Below are 21,610 nucleotides of genomic sequence, written 5' to 3' on the forward strand. Positions count from 1 at the left end.
TTCAAAACAGCACGCCGTTGGGTGGCGCCTCGAGCAGTTCGCGGGTGGACGCCTCGAACGCGGCGCGCTGCGCCTCGGTCCAGTCCTGCCCCTGCATGTCGCGGAAGAACGAGGCGAACAGGTCGGCCGGGGTGCGGCGGCGGTGGTCACCGGCCCCCGCCCCATCGACTGTCGGGCCGGTGGCGGCCTGGCGCGCGAAGCGGATCTCCATCAGCTGCGGGTAGACCTCGCGCAAGCGGGCCATGGCGTCGAGCACCGGGCCGTCGTCGGTGATGCGGGCACTGAGGTAGTCGGTGCGCGGACCGAAGGCCTCGGCCCCGGCCAGCAGGTCGGCCATGCGGCCTTCGATCACCCGCACGTCACGGCGCGGGCGCAGCCGGTGGGGCGTCACGCGGCAGTTGCCATCGGCCTCGAACTCGAACTCGACCAGCGACACGCTCTTGTCGTGCGCCGCTTCGTCGAAGGAATATTTGAGCAGGCTGCCGGCGTAGCGGATGCGGTCCGATCCGGCACGCTGCGGCCGGTGCAGGTGTCCCAGGGCCACGTAGTCGAAGCCCTCGAACACCGAGGGCGGCACGCCGCCCGATCCGCCCACCGAGAGGGGCCGTTCGGATTCGGACTCGCTGCCACCGGCCACGAAGGCGTGCGCCACCAGCACATGGCGACGATCGGGCTGGAATCCGGAACGGATGCGCGCCAGCACGTGCGACATCGCCTGTGCATGGTCGGTCACCGATTCGCCGCCCTCGAGCGCGCGCGCGAATGCGGGCTCGACGTAGGGCAGCGGGTGGAAGTCGACCGGGCCCTGCCGCCCCTGAAGGGTCACGGCTTCGAGGCGCGAGAGCGTGCCGCGCAGATGCAGGCCCTGGCGCTCGAAGATGGGTCCGCCGAAACCGATGCGTTCGGCACTGTCGTGGTTGCCGGCGATCAGGACGACCGGGATGGCATGTCGCACCACCAGCCGCTCGAGTACGTCACCGAGCAGCGACACCGCATCGGCCGGCGGCACGGCGCGGTCGTAGACGTCGCCGGCGATGACCACCGCATCGACCCGCTCGCGGGCCGCGAGCTCGACGAACTGGTCGAGCACATGGGCCTGGTCCTCGAGCAGGGAACTACCGTGGAACCAGCGGCCCAGGTGCCAGTCGGCGGTGTGGAGAAAACGCATCGTGCCTCAGCGATTCGAAGGAGTCGCAGCATATCGTGAGGCGGTGCGGGCTCATCACGTGAGCCCGCGGGACGAAGCAAGGAAGTGGCGAACGCGGCAATTCACCGCAATTCGCGCAAGGGGGCGTTCAGCCGACCCGGAATTCCTCGAGGCTGCGGCCGGATTCGAGCGCCTCGCGCAGCCAGCGCGGGCGCGGACCACGCCCGGACCAGACCTGGCCCGACGGGTCGCGGTACTTGGGAGCGCCGTCGGCCCCGGCAGCGGCGCGACGCCCGGCCGCGCGGCCCGCCGGGCGCCGCCCCCCGCGCGATGCCGATGCCGATTCGGAACCCGAGAAGCCGAGGTCCCGCGCGGTGATTCCATACACCTCGATCGCTTCGCGCATACGCTCGATGACACCGGCCACTTCGGCTTCACGAACGGATTCGGCTTCCTGCTGCAAGCGTGCGATCTCGGCCTGGATTTCCGCGTAGGTCTTTTTTGCCATGGTCTTATCTAGTAGGTAATTGGGAGCACGAAGTATAGGCAATCCGCGCAATCGCAATCAGGCCAATCAGCCCATCCGCGACGATTTCATTCATTTTTAATCACCCGTCATCGTCGATCGGGTACTTGCGTGCATTGACCTCCAGCTTGTGCCGCACGGCTTGATCGAGGTCGACACCCAGGACATCGGCCAGACGCACGAGATACAGCAGCACGTCGGCGATTTCCTCGCGCACGGCCAATGACGTCGCGGGATCGCGGCCGGCTTCGCGCGACTGGGCTTCGTCCATCCACTGGAAGATCTCATTGAGTTCCCCCACCTCGCCGGTGAGCGCCATCACGAGGTTCTTGGGCGCGTGATGACGCTCCCAATTACGCTGCGCGGCAAAGTGCCTCAAACGCTGCACCAGGGCACTCGCATCGATCAGCATTGAATTTGAATCGGTCATGTCTTGGGTGTTCCGGGCGCGTTGCAGCGATAGCGGCCAATTGCACCGTTCAGGCCTGCCAGACACCCCAGCCGATCCTGCGCAATGCAATGGCGAGTTCCACCTCCATCTGGCGCGCGGCTTCGTAGGTCATGGGGTTGTAGGACTCATAAAGATGCGGCAGCAGGCGCAATCCGAACTCGCGGGCGAATCGGTTCGACTGGATGCCGGCCTTGTGCCGGTCGAAACGAAGGTCGGGATCGAGCCCGGTCATTCCCACATAGACGAGCGGCCGGCCCGCCCGGTATCCAGGGTTGCACTGGCGGAACCGGGCCACTTCCCACGCCGCTCGCGCGAGCTCGACGACATAGACATGGTGATGGCCGGCTGGGCGGGGCACGGCGCATTCTAGGAGCCGGAAGAGTACGCGCTGGCACGCGCGGCGCCCGCGCCGGCCTGCGGACCGCGTGCCGCCGGTACACTCACGCCCTTTTGGAAAGGAGACACCATGAAAAAAGGCGAACTCGTCGAAGCACTGGCGCAAGCCACCGGCGAATCCCAGGCCACGGCCGCCAGGCACCTGGATGCCTTCATCGACGTGATCAGCCAGCAGCTGTCCAGCGGTGACGAAGTGACCATCACCGGCTTTGGCAGCTTCAAGGCCAGCAAGCGCGCGGCCCGCACCGGCCGCAACCCCAGCACCGGCGAATCGATGGACATTCCCGAGTCCACCGCCGTGCGCTTCACCCCCGGCGCCAAGCTCAAGGCCGCCGTCAACGGGCAGTAAACCCGCGCCGCCCCCGGCGGCGCAGACCTTTGGGCCTACTGTGCGTGAACACACCTTGCGCAGGGTGGTCCCAAGGCGCCGAATGACGAGCCGCATCCCTGGAGGTGTCACATGCCCCGCTTCGTCATCGAGCGCGAGATCCCCGATGCCGGCAAGTTGTCCGGCCCTGAACTCAAGGCTGTCGCGCAAAAGTCCTGCGACGTGCTGCGCAGCATGGGCCCGCGGGTCCAGTGGCAGCAGAGTTACGTCACCGACGACAAGATCTACTGCGTCTACTACGCCGAAAGCGAGGCGGACGTGCGCGAGCACGCGCAGAAGGGCGGATTCCCGGCCGACAAGGTCTCGGTGGTCCGCAACGTGATCGATCCGGTCACGGCGGAATGAGCCAGGCGCCTCAGGCGTCTTTCGTTTCCTGCATCCGGTCGGCGTTGGTCGTGCTGTGGCTGCCCTTGAGCCACATCTCCACGTCCGCGGCCCGATCGCCCACGGCCTGCACGGCCTCGCGCAACTGTTCACGGCTGCAGTCGAGCCGACGGGCCCACTGATCGGCTTCGGCGGGGTCGTCCAGGTCGATGCGGTCGGGCTCATGGCCCGGCGGTGATGATGTCTTCATGTGCGGTCTCCGGGTTGGGGCGGTTTCCGCCCAGCCTAGCCGCTCTGCGCGCGCGAGGCTGTAGGTCGCCACACCGTCAGCGAAGGACCTCGTTTGCGGCCGCGGACAGCCTGCGGCTGCAGCAGCGAAGCGCGGGGCACGGCAACTGCTCATAAACGGGTCGCGCACCGACAGGCCCGGCGCAACGATGGCCGCCTGCCGCGCCAGCGCTTCCCCGCATGTCCGCAATGCCTTGGCCCACTCGGTAAACTCCGCCGCTTTGCCCCAGCCTGCAGTCACCCGATGAGCCCCGACGTCGCCCCCCAGACCCTCACCTCCTACGTCCTCTGGGGCGGCCTGCTCCTGGGCCTGGGCCTGGGCGTGGTGGGCCAGTCCACCCGCTTCTGCGTGCGCGGCGCCATCGCCGACTGGGTGGAGTCGCGCAAACCCAGCCGGCTGCTGGCCTGGTTGGTGGCCATCGCGGTCGGCGCGGTGTGCGTGCAGTTGCTGGTGGCCACCGGCAGCCTGGACGCCACCCGCACCCTGGCCTGGGCGCCTCGGCTGCCGTGGGCGTCCTACCTGGTCGGCGGTCTGCTGTTCGGCTACGGAATGATCCTGGCCGGCGGCTGCCCGCAGCGCAGCCTGGTCAAGGCCGGCTCGGGCAACATGAAGTCGGCCGTCACGCTGATCGTCATCGCGGTGGTCGTGCTGATGACCCTTCGCGGCATGCTGGCCAACGTGCGCGTGTCGTGGCTGGACCGCTGGGCGATCGAGCTGGGCACGCCGCAGGACCTGGGCTCGCTGCTGTCGCCGCTGCTGTCCCTGTCGGCCACCTCGACGCGCTGGCTGCTGGCGCTGCTGGTGCTGGGCGCCGTCGGGGTGCTGGCCTGGCGGCTGCGCCGCTCGCTCGACGGCCGCATGGTCGCCGGGGGCGCGGTGGTCGGGCTGCTGCTGGGTGCGGCGCTCTACCTCACCGGCCAGGTCGGGTTCATGGCCGAGCACCCCGAAACACTGGAGCCCGCCTGGTTGGGCACGCAGTCGCGCCGGCCCGAGGGCCTGAGCTTCGCGGCCCCCATGGGCCACCTGCTGGACCTGGCCACGCTCTGGACCGACCGCAATACGGTGCTGAGCTTCGGGGTGGCGCTGGTGCTGGGTGTGCTGGGCGGGGCCATCGCCAGTGCGCGACTGCGCGGCGAATTCCGCTGGGAAACGTTCAGCTCGCCGCGCGAGCTGGGCGAGCATGCCGCGGGCGGGCTGCTCATGGGCTTCGGCGGCATCACGGCCCTGGGCTGCTCGGTCGGCAACGGCGTCACCGGCCTGGCGCTGCTGTCCGCCGGTTCGGTGCTGGCGGTGCTGGGCATCGTCGCCGGCGCGCGGCTGGCGCTGTGGGTGCGGGACCGGCGCGGTGCGCGGGTGGACCGCCCATCGCCGGCCGGCGCGGCGGCCGCCTGAGTCGTTCGCTCACCCCGGCCGGCCACTGCAGCTGGCCATGAGCCGTTCGGTCGTCACCTGCTCGCCCAGGTAATCGAGGAAGCGCCGTACCGCCGGCACCATGCCCCGGCGCGACGGAAACACCGCGTGCATGACACCGACCGGCGGCGCCCAGCCGGGCAAGACCTCCACCAGCCGTCCGCTCGCGAGTTCGTCGCAGCACAGGTAGTCGGGCAGCGTGCAGATGCCGCTGCCTTGCAGCACCGCCGACTTCAGCGTGAGCAGGTCGCCGCTGGTGTAGCGCGGGCGGTGCTGCAGCTCCCATTCGCGCTGGTGCGGACCGACCAGCTTCCAGCTGGCGCGGCCGTCGGGCGCCGCCGACATCGCCACCGTGGACAGCCGGGCGAGGTCTTCCACGCCGCTGGGGCGCCCCTCCCGCTGCAACTGCTCCGGGCTCGCCAGCAGCAGCGTGCGTGACACGCCCAGCCGCTTGACCACCAGGCTGCCGCTGTCGTCGACGCTGGGACGCACGCGCAGGGCCACGTCGATGCCCTCCTCCACCAGGTCCACCACCCGGTTGTCGACCTCCATGTCGACGCGAACCTGGGGATGCCGCGCCAGGAAGTCCGGCATGAGGGGACCCACGGTGGTCTGCGCCAGGGTGACCGGGCACACCACGCGAACCGTGCCGCGGGGCTCTTCCCGCACATGGGCCACGGCTTCCTCGGCGGCCTGGGCCTGCTCGCGCAGCGCGACGCAGTGCCGGTGGTAGGCCTCGCCGGCCTCGGTCAGCGAGAGCTTGCGGGTCGTGCGCTGCAGCAGGCGCACGCCCAACCGGTCCTCCAGCTCGGCGATCCGGCGCGACAGGCGCGACTTGGGAATGCCCAGCGCCCGGCCCGCAGCGGCAAAACCGCCGCGGTCCACGACCTCGGCGAAGTAAAGCATGTCGTTCAGATCCTGCATGGATCGTCCTGTTCATGGAACGAAGTTTCCTGATTCTGCCGTCTTATCGCCGAATACCTCCATCCCCACAATCAATGCCATGCCGAACGCGGCTCAACGAATAGGAGAAACCCTCATGAAACTGCTTCACATCGACTCCAGCGCCCTGGGTAGCCAATCGGTCTCGCGCCAGCTCACCCGCGACATCGTCTCGCAGTGGCGTGCCGCCCACCCCGGCGCCACGGTGGAGTACCTCGACCTGGCCGCGGACGCGCCGAGCCACCTGGACGCGAACTCGCTGGGCTTTCGCCTGGGCACCGCCGCCGCCGAGCTGAGCGAGGTGCAGCGCCGGGAGAACGAGCGGTCCGAGCGGCTGGTGTCGCAGTTCCTCGCCGCCGACGTGGTGGTGGTGGGCGCACCCATGTACAACTTCGCGATCCCCACCCAGCTCAAGGCCTGGATCGACCGCGTGGCGCAGGCCGGGCGCACCTTCCGCTACACCGACAAGGGTCCCCAGGGGCTGGCCGGCGGCAAGACGGTGATCGTGGCGTCCAGCCGCGGCGGTGCCTACGCCGGCACGCCCATCGAAGCGGTGCTCGACCACCAGGAGAGCTACCTGAAAGCGGTCTTCGGCTTCTTCGGCATCACCGACGTGCGCATCGTGCGCGCCGAGGGGGTCAGCATGGGTGAAGCCGCCAAGGCGGATGCGCTGGCCCAGGCGCGGGTGCAGATCCGCAGCCTGACCGATGCGGCGGCCAACCAGGACGACGCCGCCCTGGTCGCCTGACGGACCGTCCGCCCCCGTCGGGGGTTGCCCCGTCTTGTAAGGCGCCGCGGCTGAGGCTTACCCTCGGTTGTTCCGGGACCTGCGTCCCGGAACAACAACAAGGAGAACCTCATGTCATACCGCCTCCTGGCGGCGGCATTGCTGGCCATGTCGGCCAGCGCGCCCGTGCTGGCGCAAGCGCCGCAGAACAGCCTTTACGTGGCCAGCCTGGCCGCCACCTGTGCCAACTGCCACGGCACCCAGGGCCGGGCGGCCGCCGCCTCGCCCTTGCCCACCCTGGCCGGCATGCCGCGCGAGCAGATGCTCGCCCAGCTCAAGGCGTTCAAGGACGGCAGCCGCCCCGCCACGGTCATGCACCAGTTGGCCAAGGGCTACAGCGACGCGCAGCTGGAACAGATCGCCGGCTATTTCGCGGCCCAGAAGCGCTGAAGGAGGCGGCACCATGCAAAGACGATCCTTCCTCCAGTCCTCCGCCGCCATGGGCCTGCTGGGCCTGGGCGCCTGCGCCACGACCGGCGCCATCCCCGACAAGGCCCGCGTGGTGGTCGTCGGCGGTGGCTACGGCGGCGCCACGGCCGCCAAGTACGTTCGCCTGCTGTCCGACTACAAGATCGACGTGGTGATGATCGAGCCCGAAGCGGCCTTCATCTCCTGCCCCTTGTCCAACCTGGTGCTGGGGGGCAGCCGCCAGATCGGCGAGATGACCAATCCCTACACCCAGCTCGCGCGCCGCCATGGCGTGCAGGTGGTGCGCGATTCGGTCAGTCGCATCGACACCGCCGCGCGTCGCGTGCAGTTGGCCGGCGGCCCCAGCATCGGCTACGACAAGCTGGTGGTCGCGCCCGGGGTGGACCTGGAGATGACCGCCATCCAGGGCCTGCCCGCGGCGCATGCCTCGGGCCAGGTGCTGCAGGCCTGGCGCAAGGCCGGCCCCGAGACGGTGCAACTGCGCCGGCAGCTCGAGGCCATGCCGGACGGTGGCGTCTACGCGCTGACCATCCCCGAACAGCCCTACCGCTGCCCGCCCGGCCCCTACGAGCGGGCCTGCCAGGTGGCGTGGTACTTCAAGCAGGCCAAGCCGCGCAGCAAGGTGCTGATCCTGGACGCCAACCCCGACGTGACCTCCAAGGGCGCGCTGTTCAAGCGGGTCTGGGCCGAGCAGTACCCGGGCCTGATCGAGTACCGCCCGCAGCACAAGGTGGAAGCGGTGGACCCGCGCGAGGGCCGCATCCGCTTCGAAGTGCAGGAGGACGTGAAGGCCCAGGTGATGAACGTGCTGCCGCCGATGCGTGCCGGCCTCATCGCCGCGCAATCGGGACTGAGCAACCTGGCCAACAACCGCTGGTGCGGCGTGGACTACCTGACCTTCGAGTCCACGGCCGCGCGTGACGTGCACGTGCTGGGCGACGCGATCCAGATCGCGCCAGGCATGCCCAAGAGCGGGCACATGGCCAACAACCACGCCAAGGTGGCGGCCGCCGCCATCGTGGCCCGCCTGAGCGGCTGGGAGGTCAACCCGGCGCCCATGCTGACCAACACCTGCTACAGCTTCGTGGATGACAAGCAGGTGATGCACGTGGCGAGCGTGCATGCCTACGACCCCAAGGACCGCACCTTCAAGACCGTGCCGGGCTCCGGCGGCCTGAGCCCGGGACCCACGGAGCTCGAAGGCGTGTACGCGTGGAACTGGGCGCGCAACATCTGGGCGGACGCGCTGGCCTGAGCTGAATCGAACGATGCGGGGGCTGCCTTGGGCAGCCCTTTTTCATGGGCGAAGGCCTCTCGCATCTCGCGTTCAAACGTAACTTCTGTGGCTGAACCTTGCTTCGGCCTCCATGGCTCTGCCGGGCCTGAATCTTCCGGTCCCGCAAGAGCTTCGTGGCTGAGTCTTCACATCCCAGCCTCAGCCGTGAAATAAACCTCAGCCTTGATCCGCATCAAGTGCTCGCCAGCCGCCCTGCCTGGGGTTTGCCCACCCGCGCTTTAGCCAAACATTCCTCGGAAATCGTTACGACTGTAGGCGGCGCCGCCGGCGCCTTGTCGGACTTCTCCTACTAGAGTCCGGGCCTTGCTGAGGTTGGCACCGTGCTCGACCGCGAGGCCCCAGGGGGGTCGGCGGCCTGAGGGGACCGGTCCTGAAAAGCCGCAGCTCATCTTTCAACCACGGGAACGCCCGGCCCAGCGCCGCTGCCGAGCCGAACCCTTTTTACAAGTCGTTGAACCATGAGAAGACGCCTGTTCCTTCAGTCCGGCTCGTCCGCTGCCGTCGCCCTGGCCCTGCAGGCCTGCGGAGGCGGTGGCGGTGGAGATCCCAAGCTGGCTGCGGACCTCGCACCGGCCGCGGAACCGACGCCCGGCCCGGCGACGCAGGCCGTTGCCGCCCCGGCCGCCGAGACCACGGCCGCGCCCGCGCCGACCAAGGGCTACCCCTTCGGCTCGCGCCTGGAGCGCTACAAGTTCGGCATCCAGCCGAACCACGTCAGCCAGGAGCAGATGGACCACACCATCAAGTCGCTCTACGACCGCTGGAAGCGCGAGAACGTGGTCGACGTCCCCACCGTCCCGGGCGGCAAGGCCGTCAAGTTCGGCAACAGCACCAGCTATCTGACCGTCTCGGAAGGCATGGGCATGGGCATGGTGCTGGTGGTGCTGATGGAAGGCCACGACCCGCAGGCGCGCGAAGTCTTCGACGGGCTGCTCACCACCGTGCGCGCCCGCCCCGCCTACAGCATCCCCGACCAGCGCGCCCGCCCCTGGCTGATGGACTGGCGATTGGTGCGGGACGGCTCGTCCACCGACGCGGCGGGCGGTGGCTGGAACGCGATGGACGGTGACCAGGACATCGCCATGGCGCTGCTGATGGCCGACCGCCAGTGGGGGTCCGACGGCAAGTGGAACTACCTGCAGGAAGGCATCAACACCATCCACGCGATGAAGTACTGGAACATGAAGGAAGACGGCACGACCAAGGGCCTGCCGCGATCCCATGTGAGCCGTACCTCCGACTACATGATCGGCCACTTCCGCGCCTACAAGAAGGCAACGGGCGATGCGCTGTGGGACCGCGCGGTGGACCGCTCCTACGAGCTGATCAACCTGATGCAGACGCGCTTCGCGCCCGGCACCGGCCTGATGCCCGACTTCATCATCCACACCGACACCGCCAGCCCGATTCCCTCGCCCGGCGGCTACGGCGACTTCGTGGACACCGAGGGCTACTACTACGCCAACGCCCAACGCAACCCGTGGCGCTACGGCACCGACTACGTGTGCTCGGGCGACGAGCGCTGGAAGAACGTGCTGAACAAGCTGATGGCGTTCATCAAGCAGGACACCGGCGGCGACCCGGCGCGCGTGTCGGCCGGCTACCACCTGAACGGCTATGCGATGAGCCGCGCCTACAGCCCCAAGGGCATGATCGGCCCGTTGCTGTGCGGCGCCATGGTCGACCCCGCGCACCAGGAGTTCCTCAATCGCCTGTGGACCTGGAACACCGAGAACTTCACCACGCTCTACTACGACTCCGAGCTGCAGTTGATCCCGCTGATCGTCGCTTCGGGCAACTGGTGGAGGCCTTGACCCCCCCCGAAGCGGCCACCGGCCGCTTCCCCCCCAGGGGGGCGCCAACAGCGGCCCGGCGAAGCCGGTTCCGCGTTGGCACTGGAGCGGCCTACCGCTGCACGGTGGCCTGAGGCCGCGATCGGGAGATGAGCGGATTTTTCTTTCCTTATGACCCACCGCATCGGACTGATCTCGGACACGCATCGGCTGCTGCGGCCGGAAGCGGTGGAGTTCCTGCGCGGGTGTGAGCTGATCCTGCATGCGGGTGACCTGGTCACGCCCGACGCACTCGAGGCCTTGCGTGAGTTGGCGCCGGTGGTGGCCGTGCGCGGCAACAACGACCACGGCGAGTGGGCGCAGGCGCTGCCCGAACGCGCCCTGGCCGAGGTCGGGCCGGTGCGCGTGCTGGTGCTGCACGACCTGGCCGACCTGCGGCACGAGCCGGTGCCCGCCGGGGTGCGGGTGGTGGTGTCCGGCCATTCGCACAAGCCGCTGGTGCAGCAACGCGACGGGCTGCTGTTCGTGAACCCGGGCAGCGCGGGGCCCCGCCGCTTCTCGCTGCCGGTGAGCGTGGGTGAGCTGCGAATCCGGGACGACGGCCACGTCCAGGCCGGCATCCACACGCTCGCCTGACGCCCGTGCGCCGGGCCGGCGTGTACATTTGCCCGGTTGAGTATCCGAGGGTGCGACGCAGGATGACCGGAGGCCAGATCAAGCACGTCGAGAAGACGCAGTGGGAGCGCTTGTCGCAGTTCCGCTACCAGCTCAGGCGCTTCCTCCGGGTCAGCGAAGACGCGGCCCGCCGCGCCGGCATCACCACCTTGCAGCACCAGCTGCTGCTGCATACCCAGGGCTTCGAAGGTCGGGATTGGGCCAGTGTGGGCGAGTTGGCCGAGCGCCTGCAGGCCCAGCCACATGGTGTCGTCGCCCTGGTCACGCGTTGCGAACAAGCCGGCCTGGTGCGCCGCCGCGAGAACGACCTGGACCGCCGCCTGGTCGAAGTACACCTCACCGCCAAGGGCCGACGCACCCTGGAAAAAGTATCGGCCAGCCTCGACGCCGAGCGGCTCGCACTGGCCCAGGTTGCGGACCGGGCCGGCTGACCCCGGGCGCCCACCCCAGGGAGGCGCCGAAGTCCGCTGCGGGGGGCCTAGCCCACCGCCGGCAGGGCGTCGCCGGCGTTGGGGGTGCGCGTCGACGAGACCGCCCCATTGCGCAGCTTCTTCTTGGCAAGCGCCAGCTGCTGGGCGGGCTGGGGCGTCGGGTTCGCCTCGCGCATCTGCGCCAGGTTGCTGCGGCCCACGCCGAGGTAGGTGACGCCGGCCGCGGCCAGTTGGTCCGGGTCCCAGAGGTTGCGGCCGTCGAACACCACCGGCGTGCGCATCGCGCGCTTCAGCTGCGACGGATTGAGCACCCGGTACTGCTTCCACTCGGTCACCAGCAAGAGCGCATCGGCGCCCACCAGCGCTTCGGCCGGGCGCTCCACGTAGCGCAGGCGCTGCAGCAGTTCAGGCTCGTCGGCCAGGTCCTGCGCCAGCGCGCGCGCCGCCGACTCCTGCGCCACCGGGTCGTGGGCCGCCACCCGGGCGCCCGCCCGCAGCAGGCCGGCGATGATGGCCCGGCTCGGTGCCTCCCGCATGTCGTCGGTCCCTGGCTTGAAGGCCAGCCCGTACACCGCGAATTCACGGCCCGCGAGGTCATCGCCGAAATGGCCCAGCACCTTCTGCAGCAGCACCAGCTTCTGGCGCTGGTTGACCGACTGCACCGCCTCCAGCACGGACAGCCGCTGCCCACGCTCGAGCGCCGTGCGGCACAAGGCATCGACGTCCTTGGGAAAGCAGCTGCCGCCGTAACCGGCGCCGGCCTGCAGGAAGCTGTAGCCGATTCGCGGGTCCGATCCGATGCCCTGTCGCACCAGTTCGATGTCGGCGCCCAGCCGGTCGGCGAGGTTGGCCAGTTCGTTCATGAAGGAGATCCGCGTGGCCAGCATCGCGTTGGCCGCGTACTTGGTCAGCTCGGCACTGCGCACGTCCATCACGCGGGTGCGTTCCTGGTTGCAGTTGAAGGGCCCGTAGAGCTGGCGCATCAGCCCGAGCGCCCGCCGCCCGGGCAGATCGTCGTCCACGCCCAGCACGATCCGGTCCGGGTTCATGAAGTCGTCGATCGCCGCACCCTCCTTGAGGAACTCGGGGTTGCTCACGACGGAGAAGTCCAGGTCCTTGGCCCGCGCGTGCAGCTCGGCGCGCACGATGCGCGACACCTGCTCGGCGGTGCCCACCGGCACGGTGGACTTCTGCACCACGACCTTGAAGCGGTCCATGTGGCGGCCGATCGCCTTGGCCGCCGCATGCACGAAGCGCAGGTCCGCGCTGCCGTCCGCGCGCGGCGGTGTTCCGACGGCGATGATCTGGAGGTCACCGAATGCCACGCTCGCCTTCACGTCGGTGGAAAAGCTGAGGCGTCCCTCGTCACGGTTGCGCGCCACCAGCTCGTCCAGCCCGGGTTCGTAGATGGGCATGCGACCGTCGTTGAGCATCGCCACCTTGGCCTCGTCGGCATCCAGGCAGAACACATGGTGACCCAGGTCCGCCAGGCAGGCACCGGTGACCAGACCCACGTAACCGGTGCCGACGATCGTGACGTTCATACGGGCTGCACTCCCTGCGTTTGGGTTCGCTTTGGCGAGCTCCGAGGGTAAGCAGCAGAACCTCGACCAAGTGGTCGTCTTCGCCCGTCTGCGCGTAAGCACGCTCCTACCTCGATTCGGGTGCCCACGGACCGTGCGAAGCGGCGGACTCCACGCTTCCACGCAGCTGCTGCCACCCAGCATCGGCCGATGGACAAGACCGCCGAGAACGCCGCGCCGGCCCGCATCGCCGAAGCGATGCAATCCGCCGAGGAAGCCGGCCTGCGCTACGTGTCGCCGGACCGCCCGGGCATCCGCCGTGAGCGCGAGGGGGATGGCTTCGCGTACGTCAAGCCGAACGGCGAGCCCATCGAGGACGAGGCCACGCTGTCGCGCATCCGCAAGCTGGCGATCCCGCCGGCGTGGACCGAGGTGTGGATCTGCCCCAGCGCCAACGGACACCTGCAGGCCACCGGGCGCGACGCACGCGGTCGCAAGCAGTATCGCTATCACGCGCAGTTCCGCGAGGTTCGCGAAAGCAACAAGTACCAGCACATGCTCGAATTCGCCCGCGCGCTGCCGGCCATCCGGGCCCGGGTGGCCGAGCACATGGCCCTGCCCGGCCTGCCGCGCGAGAAGGTGCTGGCCACCGTGGTGCACCTGCTGGAGACCACCCTGATCCGCGTCGGCAACGACGACTACGCACGCGACAACAACAGCTTCGGCCTCACCACGCTGCGCAACCGGCACGTCAAGGTCGAAGGCACCCAGCTGCGCTTCCAGTTCACCGGCAAGAGCGGCAAGACCTGGCGCCTGCAGACCAGCGACCGGCGGGTCGCGCGCATCGTGCGCGCCTGCCAGGAGCTGCCGGGGCAGGAGCTGTTCGCTTACGTGGACGAGCAGGGCCAGCCCTGCGACGTGAGCTCGGACGACGTCAACGCCTACCTGCGCGAGATCACCGGGCAGGACGTCACCGCCAAGGACTTCCGCACCTGGGCCGGCACCGTCATGGCCGCGCTGGCCCTGCACGAGCTGGAGGCGGCCGACACGCAGCAGACGGCCAGGAAGAACCTGAAGGCAGCCATCGAACACGTGGCCTCGCGGCTGGGCAACACACCGGCCATCTGCCGCAAGTGCTACGTCCACCCCGAGATCCTGGACGCCTACGTCTCCGGCGGACTGCTGCTGCAACTCAAGCGGCGTGCGGACGCCGAGCTGCGCGACGCGGCCGGCCTGAAGGAAGAAGAGAGGGCCGTGCTGAAGCTGCTCGACCAGCGCATCAACCGTTCGCTCGAAGGCGCGCTGGCCGACAGCCTGGTGGCGCTGAACGGCAAGGGCAAAGGCAAGGGCGACGCCCCGCCGAAGCCCAGGCAGGAGGCGCGTGCGGCCGCCTGAGGCTGCCCCACGGCTCGGCGGTTTGTCGGTATAACCCACCGCTGTCGCCACCGACGCGAGGGAGAAACAAGGGATGCGCACCTATAACGAACGCCGGCAGGTCCTGGTCACCGGCGGCGCGGGTTTCCTGGGCAGCCACCTCTGCGACAGGCTGCTGGACGACGGCTACGAGGTGGTCTGCCTCGACAACTTCTTCACCGGCAGCAAGCGCAACATCGCCCACCTGCTGGACCATCCGCGCTTCGAGTTGATTCGTCACGATGTGACGGAACCGCGTGCGCTCGAGGTCGACGAGATCTACAACCTGGCCTGCCCGGCCTCCCCGGTGCACTACCAGCACGACCCGGTGCAGACCACGCGCATCAGCGTGCTGGGCGCGCTCCACATGCTCGAGCTGGCCCGGCGCAACCGGGCCCGCATCTTCCAGGCCAGCACCAGCGAGGTGTACGGCGATCCCGAGCAGCATCCGCAGGCCGAGAGCTACTGGGGCCACGTGAATCCCATCGGGGTGCGCAGCTGCTACGACGAAGGCAAGCGCTGCGCCGAGACGCTGTTCTTCGACTACCACCGCCAGCACCAGGTCGACATCCGCGTGGCGCGCATCTTCAACACCTACGGCCCGCGCATGCATCCCAAGGACGGCCGGGTCGTCTCCAACTTCATCGTGCAGGCCCTGCGCGGCGAACCCATCACGGTCTACGGCGACGGCAGCCAGACGCGCAGCTTCTGCTACGTGGACGACCTGGTCGATGGCTTCGTGCGCTTCATGCGGCTGGATGCGGCCTGTCCCGGCCCCATCAACCTCGGCAACCCCGGCGAGTACACGGTGCTGCAGCTGGCGCAGGCCATCATCGAGCTGACCGGGTCAGGCTCGCGCGTCGTGCACGAGGCCTTGCCGCAGGATGACCCCACCCAGCGGCGACCCGACATCCGGCTGGCGCGCGAGAAGCTGCAGTGGCAACCCACCGTGGCCTTGCAAGAAGGCCTGCAGCGCACCATCGCGTACTTCGACCAACTGCTTTCGACCGAGAAACCGTGAACGCGCAAGACCTGGCCGACGTCGGCGCCCGCTGGCAGGCCGCCATGCTCGCCGGGGACTGGGAGGCGGCGTGGCAGCAGACCGACCGCATCGAGCTCCCGCGCCGCGCGGCGCAGGGTCGCCCCGGCTTCGTGCGCGATGCCAGCCAGCTGGTCTGGGACGGCACGCCCGTCGCCGGCCGCTCGGTGCGGGTGCGCTGCCTGCGCGGGCTGGGCGACGCGCTGCAGTTCATGCGCTTCGTACCGGCACTGCAGGCGCAGGCGCGCGAGTTGCACTTCCTGGTGCCGCCGGCGCTGCTGGGCCTGCTGCAGGGCGCGCCGGGCCTGGGCCTGGTGAGCAACGCCTGGACCGACCATCCGCCACCGCACGAGGTGGAATTCGAAGTGATGGAGCTGGCCTACGCCTGCCGCAGCACCCCGGCCACGGTGCCGCCGCCGTATCCGCTGGCCGACTGGGTGCGCCAGCGCGAGGTCTTCATGCTGCCGGCGCGGCCCGAGGAATGGCGTGTGGGCCTGGTCTGGGGCGCCAGCGCATGGGACGGCAGCCGGTCGATTCCCTTGGACCGGCTGGACCCGCTGCTGCGCACGCCGGGCGTGCGCTTCTACGACCTGCAGCAGGAGGCCACCGAGCGCGACGCGCGCATGGTGCCGCTTTGGCGCCGCACTGCCGACGCGCTGTCGGCCGCGGCGGCGCTGCTGGAGCTGGACCTGGTGATCACCATCGACGGCATGCCGGCGCACCTGGCGGCCACGCTGGGCCGGCCCACCTGGCTGCTGCTCAAGCACGAGGCCGACTGGCGCTGGGGCCAGAGCCGCAGCGACACGCCCTGGTACCCCACGATGCGCCTGTTCCGGCAGCCGGCGCCCGACGACTGGGACGGGGTGATCAGCGAGGTGACCCGCGCCCTGGCGGACGAAGTCAAGGCCAGCCGCTGGCGTTGAGGGCGAGCACGCGCGACCACGGCGCGCCGCTCGCATCCAGGCCCATCTCCACCGCACTGACGGAGGCGCAGCCGATCTCGAGGCGCTCCAGCGCATCGAGCGACAGGCCCAGCTGCATGGCGATCAGCGCCTTGATCACGTCGGCATGCGACACGACGGCAACCACCTGGGACGGATGCCGGCGCGCGAGCTGCTCCAGGCCAGCGTGTGCCCGCTCGGCCACCTGGGCGAAGGGCTCACCGCCTGGCGGCGTGGCGCGTGAGCGCTGGTCACACCAGCAGGCCCAGCGGTCCGCATCCTGCGCGCGCAGCTCCTCGAAGCTGCGCCCCGTCCACTCACCGAAGTCGATCTCGTCGAAAGCCGGTGCCAGCTCCACCGGCAGGCCCAGTCGCGCGGCCAGTGCCTGCGCGGTCTCGCGCGTTCGCGGCTGCGGACTGCTGTAGAGGGCGGTCGGTGGCTCGCGGCTGGCGGCCAAGGCTTCACCCAAGGCTCGCGCCTGCTCGCGCCCCCGCTCGTTCAGGCCCACGCCGGGCAGGCGGCCCGCCAGCGCCCGACCGGCGAGCGCGTGCTCGGCATGACGCACCAGCAGGACTTTCAAAGCCACAGCGGGCAGCAGCCCGCGCGCCGAAATGCGAGGCCGAGCGCAGCGATGGCCCGTGAAGAAAATCCCCTGTGGCTGCGCCGAGGAGCGCAGGGCGGCGGGGAAAAAGAAGCGCAGAGTGTCTGAGCCCCGCAGGGGCGAGTTTCTGCGCTTCCCCCGCCGGCCGAGCACCGCAGGTTGCCCTCGGCGCCCGCAGGGCGGCGAGGGACGCAGACAGTGGGGTCGCCTTTCTTTGGTTCCTTTCTTTGGCGAGACAAAGAAAGGGACTCGCCCGCCGGGGCGAAATCCCGGCTAGCCGCGACCGCTACAGGAACCACTACAAAGAAACGGACCATGCTCACGCGAATGACAAGATTCCGTTCGAGCCCGTCGCATCAAGCCAGCAGCGCCTCGGAGGCAGGAGCAGCTTCCACCGGCGTGGCGCTGCCGCCCACATACCGCCGCACCATGCGCGCGCAGAACTCCGCGTACTCCTCGGGCACCTGCGGCGCGCTGGTGTGGTGCGGCTGGATGCCCCGGTGCTCGGGCGTGAAGCAGAACGTGAGCGTGAGGTCGAAATCCTCCAGCGCCTTCATCTGCCGGTCGAACCAGGCGTCGGCGTTCGGCCGGAAGCTGTCGGCCCAACTGAGGCCGGTGCGCAGGCGCGTGACGCCCAGGCGCTTGAGCCAGCGCACCGCGTCGTCGAGCCGGTGGTCCTCGAAATGGAACCACTGGCAGATGCCCAGTTCGGGGGTGAAGGCGGAGAACTCGTGCGCTGCCAGCTTGGGCGTGCCGTCCTCGCGCAGCAGGCCCATGTGGAAGTGCCGGTAGTAGCTTGAACCCTCGGCCTCGCGATGGCGGGTGGTGGCCGGCCAGGCCTTGGGCAGGTCGTACAGCGAATACCAGTGGATGCGCGGCGCCCGTCCGATCAGCAGTTCGGCACTGCGCTTGAGGCCCCAGGCCTGCACCTCCTCGGCGCCGAAGGTGGACACGCCCACCTCGGTCACCCAGACCGGCAGCGTGGTCACCGCCTGGATCTCGGCCAGCTTCTGTGGCCACTCGTGGATCGCCCAGTGGTTCCAATCGAGCGGAAAGCCGTGCACCGCGACCGCGTGCACCCCCTGGAGCACACCCGCGCCGTCCAGCCGGGCGATGAACGCCGGATCGATGGGCGAGATGCCGCCCAGTACCCGGGTGAGATGCGGGTTCTCGGCCGCGCAGGCCGTGCTGGCCAGCCGCACCATGTGGCTGAACTGCTTCCACTCGGGATCGAGTTCCAGGTCCCAGTGCGATTTGTTGTTGGGCTCGTTCCAGAATTTGATGGCTTCGATCATTTGTTCTTCTGGGTGTGATCAAGCCGTTTTCACGGCCGTCGGTTTCGCGGAGTGGTTGCGGCGGCGGCTCTTGATGGGCACCGCGTCGCCCCGGATGAAGGCCTCGACCAATTCACGCGCCTCGTCATCCGTGAACTGGATGGGCGGACTCTTCATGAAATAGCTGGAAGGCCCATTGAGCGCGCCGCCAATTCCCCGGTCGAGCGCAATCTTGGCGCAGCGGATGGCATCTATCACGACACCGGCCGAATTGGGCGAATCCCACACTTCCAGTTTCACTTCGCATTGCATCGGTACATTGCCGAACCCCGTGCCTTCCATGCGGATATGGCAGAACTTGCGATCGGCCAGCCAGGGTACGTAGTCGCTGGGGCCCACGTGCACGTCCTTCTCGGCCATGGCGTGCCCGAGCTGGCTGGTGACGGCCTGCGTCTTGGACACTTTCTTGGACACCAGCCGCTCGCGTTCAAGCATGTTGAGGAAATCGGTATTGCCGCCGAAATTGAGCTGGTAGGTGCGGTCCAGCCGCACGCCGCGCTTCTTGAACAGGTCGGTGAGGATGCGGTGCACGATGGTGGCGCCCACCTGCGACTTGATGTCGTCGCCCACGATGGGCAGCCGCCGCTGGGCAAAACGCTTGCTCCAGTAAGGCTGCGAGGCGATGAACACCGGCACGCAGTTGACGAAGGCGCAGCCGGCCTCCAGCACCTGCTCCACGTACCACTTGGTGGCCATCTCCGAGCCCACCGGCAGGTACGAGACCACCACGTCGGTGCGCGTGTCCTTCAGGATGCCCACGATGTCGTCGGTGCTGGCGGTCGACTTGGGCACCACGTCCTTCAGGTAGGTGCCCAGGCCGTCGTGCGTCATGCCCCGGTGCACCGGCACGCCCAGGCGCGGCACGTCGGCGAAGCGGATGGTGTTGTTGGGCTCGGCGTAGATGGCCTCCCCCAGGTCCAGGCCCACCTTGTGCGCGCTCACGTCGAACGCCGCGCTGAATTCGATGTCGCCCGGCCGCAAGCCCCCCAGGTCGACGTGCATCAACCCAGGCACGAAATCGTCACCGGTGGCATCGCGATAGAAGTGCACGCCCTGCACCAACGACGACGCGCAATTGCCGACGCCGATGATGGCAACGCGAAGCCTTTTCATGATTCATAGCCCCCTTAGCACAGCGGAAAAGCATCCTACACAGCGCGAATGGAGCCGTGGGGCGAGCAATGCTCTGCAATTAAAAAATAGCAATTGCAGAGCAGAACCGGCCCCGGCATATCGGCAAACGGCATAGCATTCCGTGGCGCAACAATGGGCTAACTCGAATGAAGAAGATTCTGATCACGGGAGGCGCCGGTTTCATTGGCTCGCATCTGGCCGATGAGCTGTTGGCGCACGGCTACCAGGTGCGGGCGCTGGATGGCCTCAGTCCACAAGTGCACGGGCCCGAGGGCCGCCGCCCCGACTACCTGAACCGCGATGTCGAGCTGATGGTGGGCGACGTCTGCGACCGGGAGGCGCTCGACCGCGCCCTGGAGGGCGTGGACGCGGTCTACCACTTCGCCGCCGCGGTCGGCGTGGGCCAGAGCATGTACGAGGTGGCCCACTACACGCGCGTGAACAACCTGGGCACGGCGGTGCTGATGGAAGCGCTGATCGCGCGCCCTGTCGAGCGCCTGGTCATCGCCTCCAGCATGAGCCTGTACGGGGAAGGCCTGTACAAGACGCCGCACGGCGAGGTGCGCGAAGGCGGCGAGCGCTCGCTCGACCAGCTGCGGCGAGCCGACTGGGAGCTGCGCGACACCGATGGCGCGGTGCTGCGGCCGGTGCCCACGCCTGAGAGCAAGAGCCCCGCCCTGGCGTCGATCTACGCGCTGTCCAAGTACGACCAGGAGCGCATGGCGCTGATCACCGGGCGCGCCTACCAGATCCCCACCGTGGCCCTGCGCTTCTTCAATGCCTACGGGCCGCGCCAGGCGCTGTCCAACCCCTACACCGGCGTGCTGGCCATCTTCGCCTCGCGCCTGCTCAACGACAGCCCGCCCAAGATCTTCGAGGACGGCCTGCAGCAGCGCGATTTCGTGAGCGTGTACGACGTGGCCCGGGCCTGCCGGCTGGCGCTGGAAACGCCCGAGGCCGCCGGCGAGGTGTTCAACGTGGGCAGCGGCCAGCCGCAGACGGTGCGCGCCATCGCCCAGCGCCTGGCCCGCGTGATGGGCAAGGAGCACATCGAGCCCGAGATCCTGGGCAAGTACCGTGTGGGCGACATCCGCCACTGCTTCGCCGACATCACCAGGGCCCGCCGCCTGCTGGGCTACGAGCCGCAGGTGCGGCTGGACGACGGCATGGCCGAGCTGGCCGAGTGGCTGGCCGACCAGTCCGCCGAGGACCGCGTGGCCCAGGCGAGCGCCGAGCTGTCGGCGCGGGGGCTGACGGTATGAGGGGCACGGTCACGCTCATCACCGGTGGGGCCGGTTTCGTCGGCAGCAACCTTGCGCACCGCCTGCTGGCCGAGGGTCGGCGGGTGCGCGTGCTGGACAACCTGTGCCGTCGCGGCGTCGAGCAGAACCTGCAGTGGCTGCGCAAGACCCATGGCAGCAACCTGGAGGTCAGCGTCATCGACGTGCGCGACGCCGAGGCCGTGAAGGCCGTCATGCACGATGTCTCGCAGGTCTTCCACTTCGCCGCGCAGGTGGCCGTGACCACCAGCCTGGTCGACCCACGCGAGGACTTCGACACCAACGCGCTCGGCACGCTCAACGTGCTGGAGGCGGTGCGGGCGCAACCGTTGCCGCCGCCGGTGGTGTTCACCTCGACCAACAAGGTCTACGGCGGCCTGTCCGACGTGCCGCTGGTACTCGAAGGCCAACGCTACCTGCCGCAGGACGCGCAGTGGCGCGCGGGCGGCGTCACCGAGGCACGGCCGCTCGACTTCCACAGCCCCTACGGCTGCTCCAAGGGCACGGCCGACCAGTACGTGATCGACTACGCACGCAGCTTCGGCCTGACCACCACCGTGCTTCGCATGAGCTGCATCTACGGCCCGCGCCAGTTCGGCACCGAGGACCAGGGCTGGGTGGCGCACTTCCTGATCCGCGCGATGCGTGGCGAGCCCATCACCATCTACGGTGACGGCAAGCAGGTGCGCGACGTGCTCTTCATCGACGACCTCGTCGATGCCTTCCTGCTGGCCGAACAGCACGGCAAGCGGCTGTCCGGCCGCGCGTTCAACATCGGCGGCGGCGCGCGCAACACCATCAGCCTGCTCGACCTGGTCGACCGCCTCGAGGCCCTGCACGGCAGCCGCCCGCGCCTGGCCTTCGACGACTGGCGCACCGGCGACCAGCGCTACTACGTCTCGGACACCAGCGCCTTCCAGCAGGCCACCGGCTGGCAGGCGCGGGTGCCCGTGGCCGAGGGCACGGCGCGCCTGTACCAGTGGCTGGCCGAGCGCGAGCGCAGCCCCGAGGCCGGCAGGACCCCGCTGGTGGCCACCGCCGCCTGAACCGCTTCGCAAGG

General features: G+C 69.0%; 24 protein-coding genes. 14 read left to right on the forward strand and 10 right to left on the reverse strand.

Annotation, left to right across the window (positions count from 1 at the left end; translation table 11 throughout):
- Window position 1: 1 nt before the first annotated feature.
- From JI739_RS06230 to JI739_RS06245, 4 genes are all read right to left on the reverse strand, one after another.
- Window positions 2-1,168, reverse strand: a complete 1,167-nt coding sequence (locus JI739_RS06230; RefSeq protein ID WP_201682937.1) for an exonuclease SbcCD subunit D — start codon at window positions 1,166-1,168, stop codon at window positions 2-4.
- Window positions 1,169-1,295: 127 nt separating this feature from the next.
- Entirely contained in the window at window positions 1,296-1,655 is a 360-nt protein-coding gene (locus JI739_RS06235; protein ID WP_201682938.1) for an H-NS histone family protein, read from the reverse strand.
- Window positions 1,656-1,755: 100 nt separating this feature from the next.
- On the reverse strand, window positions 1,756-2,103 hold the full coding sequence (locus tag JI739_RS06240; protein ID WP_201682939.1) for a nucleotide pyrophosphohydrolase: 348 nt from the start codon (window positions 2,101-2,103) through the stop codon (window positions 1,756-1,758).
- A 49-nt stretch (window positions 2,104-2,152) separates the two neighbouring features.
- Window positions 2,153-2,482, reverse strand: a complete 330-nt coding sequence (locus tag JI739_RS06245; protein WP_201682940.1) for a hypothetical protein — start codon at window positions 2,480-2,482, stop codon at window positions 2,153-2,155.
- Between the two features lie 108 nt (window positions 2,483-2,590).
- Between JI739_RS06245 and JI739_RS06250 the strand changes: the two genes are divergently transcribed.
- Both JI739_RS06250 and JI739_RS06255 read left to right on the forward strand, forming a co-directional pair.
- A complete protein-coding gene (locus JI739_RS06250; RefSeq protein ID WP_201682941.1) occupies window positions 2,591-2,869 on the forward strand; it encodes an HU family DNA-binding protein in 279 nt (92 codons plus the stop codon).
- Between the two features lie 111 nt (window positions 2,870-2,980).
- A complete protein-coding gene (locus tag JI739_RS06255) occupies window positions 2,981-3,253 on the forward strand; it encodes a DUF4242 domain-containing protein (protein ID WP_201682942.1) in 273 nt (90 codons plus the stop codon).
- A 10-nt stretch (window positions 3,254-3,263) separates the two neighbouring features.
- Here JI739_RS06255 and JI739_RS06260 read toward each other — a convergent pair whose 3' ends face one another.
- Window positions 3,264-3,482, reverse strand: a complete 219-nt coding sequence (locus tag JI739_RS06260) for a DUF3606 domain-containing protein (protein WP_201682943.1) — start codon at window positions 3,480-3,482, stop codon at window positions 3,264-3,266.
- Between the two features lie 282 nt (window positions 3,483-3,764).
- Here JI739_RS06260 and JI739_RS06265 point away from each other — a divergent pair, with 282 nt between their 5' ends.
- Window positions 3,765-4,913 (forward strand): YeeE/YedE family protein, encoded by a 1,149-nt coding sequence (locus tag JI739_RS06265; protein WP_201682944.1) that lies wholly within the window; start codon window positions 3,765-3,767, stop codon window positions 4,911-4,913.
- Window positions 4,914-4,922: 9 nt separating this feature from the next.
- Here JI739_RS06265 and JI739_RS06270 read toward each other — a convergent pair whose 3' ends face one another.
- Window positions 4,923-5,855 (reverse strand): LysR family transcriptional regulator, encoded by a 933-nt coding sequence (locus JI739_RS06270; protein WP_201682945.1) that lies wholly within the window; start codon window positions 5,853-5,855, stop codon window positions 4,923-4,925.
- A gap of 115 nt (window positions 5,856-5,970) precedes the next feature.
- Between JI739_RS06270 and JI739_RS06275 the strand changes: the two genes are divergently transcribed.
- The 6 genes from JI739_RS06275 to JI739_RS06300 all read left to right on the forward strand — a co-directional run bounded on the left by JI739_RS06275 (window position 5,971) and on the right by JI739_RS06300 (window position 11,285).
- Complete coding sequence (locus tag JI739_RS06275; RefSeq protein WP_201682946.1) at window positions 5,971-6,621, forward strand: FMN-dependent NADH-azoreductase; 651 nt, start codon at window positions 5,971-5,973, stop codon at window positions 6,619-6,621.
- A gap of 111 nt (window positions 6,622-6,732) precedes the next feature.
- Window positions 6,733-7,050 carry a c-type cytochrome gene (locus tag JI739_RS06280; protein ID WP_201682947.1) on the forward strand — a complete coding sequence of 106 codons (318 nt, stop codon included), beginning with the start codon at window positions 6,733-6,735 and terminating at the stop codon, window positions 7,048-7,050.
- A 13-nt stretch (window positions 7,051-7,063) separates the two neighbouring features.
- Window positions 7,064-8,344, forward strand: coding sequence for an NAD(P)/FAD-dependent oxidoreductase (locus JI739_RS06285; protein WP_201682948.1), 1,281 nt, complete (start codon window positions 7,064-7,066; stop codon window positions 8,342-8,344).
- A 500-nt stretch (window positions 8,345-8,844) separates the two neighbouring features.
- The gene (locus tag JI739_RS06290) at window positions 8,845-10,200 is read left to right on the forward strand and encodes a glycosyl hydrolase family 8 (protein WP_201682949.1); all 1,356 of its coding nucleotides are present in this window, start codon (window positions 8,845-8,847) and stop codon (window positions 10,198-10,200) included.
- Between the two features lie 150 nt (window positions 10,201-10,350).
- On the forward strand, window positions 10,351-10,815 hold the full coding sequence (locus tag JI739_RS06295) for a metallophosphoesterase family protein (protein ID WP_201682950.1): 465 nt from the start codon (window positions 10,351-10,353) through the stop codon (window positions 10,813-10,815).
- A gap of 62 nt (window positions 10,816-10,877) precedes the next feature.
- Entirely contained in the window at window positions 10,878-11,285 is a 408-nt protein-coding gene (locus tag JI739_RS06300) for a MarR family winged helix-turn-helix transcriptional regulator (RefSeq protein WP_201682951.1), read from the forward strand.
- A gap of 47 nt (window positions 11,286-11,332) precedes the next feature.
- Here JI739_RS06300 and JI739_RS06305 read toward each other — a convergent pair whose 3' ends face one another.
- Window positions 11,333-12,829 (reverse strand): UDP-glucose dehydrogenase family protein, encoded by a 1,497-nt coding sequence (locus JI739_RS06305; RefSeq protein WP_201682952.1) that lies wholly within the window; start codon window positions 12,827-12,829, stop codon window positions 11,333-11,335.
- A gap of 189 nt (window positions 12,830-13,018) precedes the next feature.
- On the opposite strand from JI739_RS06305, the gene JI739_RS06310 reads away from it, so the two are divergent.
- The 3 genes from JI739_RS06310 (at window position 13,019) to JI739_RS06320 (ending at window position 16,183) form a co-directional block, all read left to right on the forward strand.
- The gene (locus tag JI739_RS06310; RefSeq protein WP_201682953.1) at window positions 13,019-14,203 is read left to right on the forward strand and encodes a DNA topoisomerase IB; all 1,185 of its coding nucleotides are present in this window, start codon (window positions 13,019-13,021) and stop codon (window positions 14,201-14,203) included.
- 73 nt (window positions 14,204-14,276) lie between these two features.
- Entirely contained in the window at window positions 14,277-15,242 is a 966-nt protein-coding gene (locus JI739_RS06315; RefSeq protein WP_201682954.1) for a UDP-glucuronic acid decarboxylase family protein, read from the forward strand.
- Window positions 15,239-16,183 carry a hypothetical protein gene (locus JI739_RS06320; RefSeq protein WP_201682955.1) on the forward strand — a complete coding sequence of 315 codons (945 nt, stop codon included), beginning with the start codon at window positions 15,239-15,241 and terminating at the stop codon, window positions 16,181-16,183. The genes JI739_RS06315 and JI739_RS06320 overlap by 4 nt, the downstream gene beginning before the upstream one ends.
- Here the strand turns inward: JI739_RS06320 and JI739_RS06325 are convergent.
- From JI739_RS06325 to JI739_RS06335, 3 genes are all read right to left on the reverse strand, one after another.
- Complete coding sequence (locus tag JI739_RS06325) at window positions 16,161-16,787, reverse strand: histidine phosphatase family protein (RefSeq protein ID WP_201682956.1); 627 nt, start codon at window positions 16,785-16,787, stop codon at window positions 16,161-16,163. The two genes, JI739_RS06320 and JI739_RS06325, sit on opposite strands and share 23 nt — an antisense overlap.
- Before the next feature lie 371 nt (window positions 16,788-17,158).
- Window positions 17,159-18,097, reverse strand: a complete 939-nt coding sequence (locus tag JI739_RS06330) for a beta-xylosidase (RefSeq protein ID WP_201682957.1) — start codon at window positions 18,095-18,097, stop codon at window positions 17,159-17,161.
- 18 nt (window positions 18,098-18,115) lie between these two features.
- On the reverse strand, window positions 18,116-19,249 hold the full coding sequence (locus tag JI739_RS06335; protein ID WP_236589079.1) for an inositol-3-phosphate synthase: 1,134 nt from the start codon (window positions 19,247-19,249) through the stop codon (window positions 18,116-18,118).
- A gap of 167 nt (window positions 19,250-19,416) precedes the next feature.
- Between JI739_RS06335 and JI739_RS06340 the strand changes: the two genes are divergently transcribed.
- Both JI739_RS06340 and JI739_RS06345 read left to right on the forward strand, forming a co-directional pair.
- Complete coding sequence (locus tag JI739_RS06340; protein WP_201682958.1) at window positions 19,417-20,532, forward strand: NAD-dependent epimerase/dehydratase family protein; 1,116 nt, start codon at window positions 19,417-19,419, stop codon at window positions 20,530-20,532.
- Window positions 20,529-21,596 (forward strand): NAD-dependent epimerase/dehydratase family protein, encoded by a 1,068-nt coding sequence (locus JI739_RS06345; protein WP_201682959.1) that lies wholly within the window; start codon window positions 20,529-20,531, stop codon window positions 21,594-21,596. The genes JI739_RS06340 and JI739_RS06345 overlap by 4 nt, the downstream gene beginning before the upstream one ends.
- The last annotated feature ends 14 nt before the right edge of the window (window positions 21,597-21,610 follow it).

It is taken from the genome of Ramlibacter aurantiacus, assembly GCF_016722895.1.
GTDB classification, from domain to species: Bacteria; Pseudomonadota; Gammaproteobacteria; order Burkholderiales; family Burkholderiaceae_C; genus Ramlibacter; species Ramlibacter aurantiacus.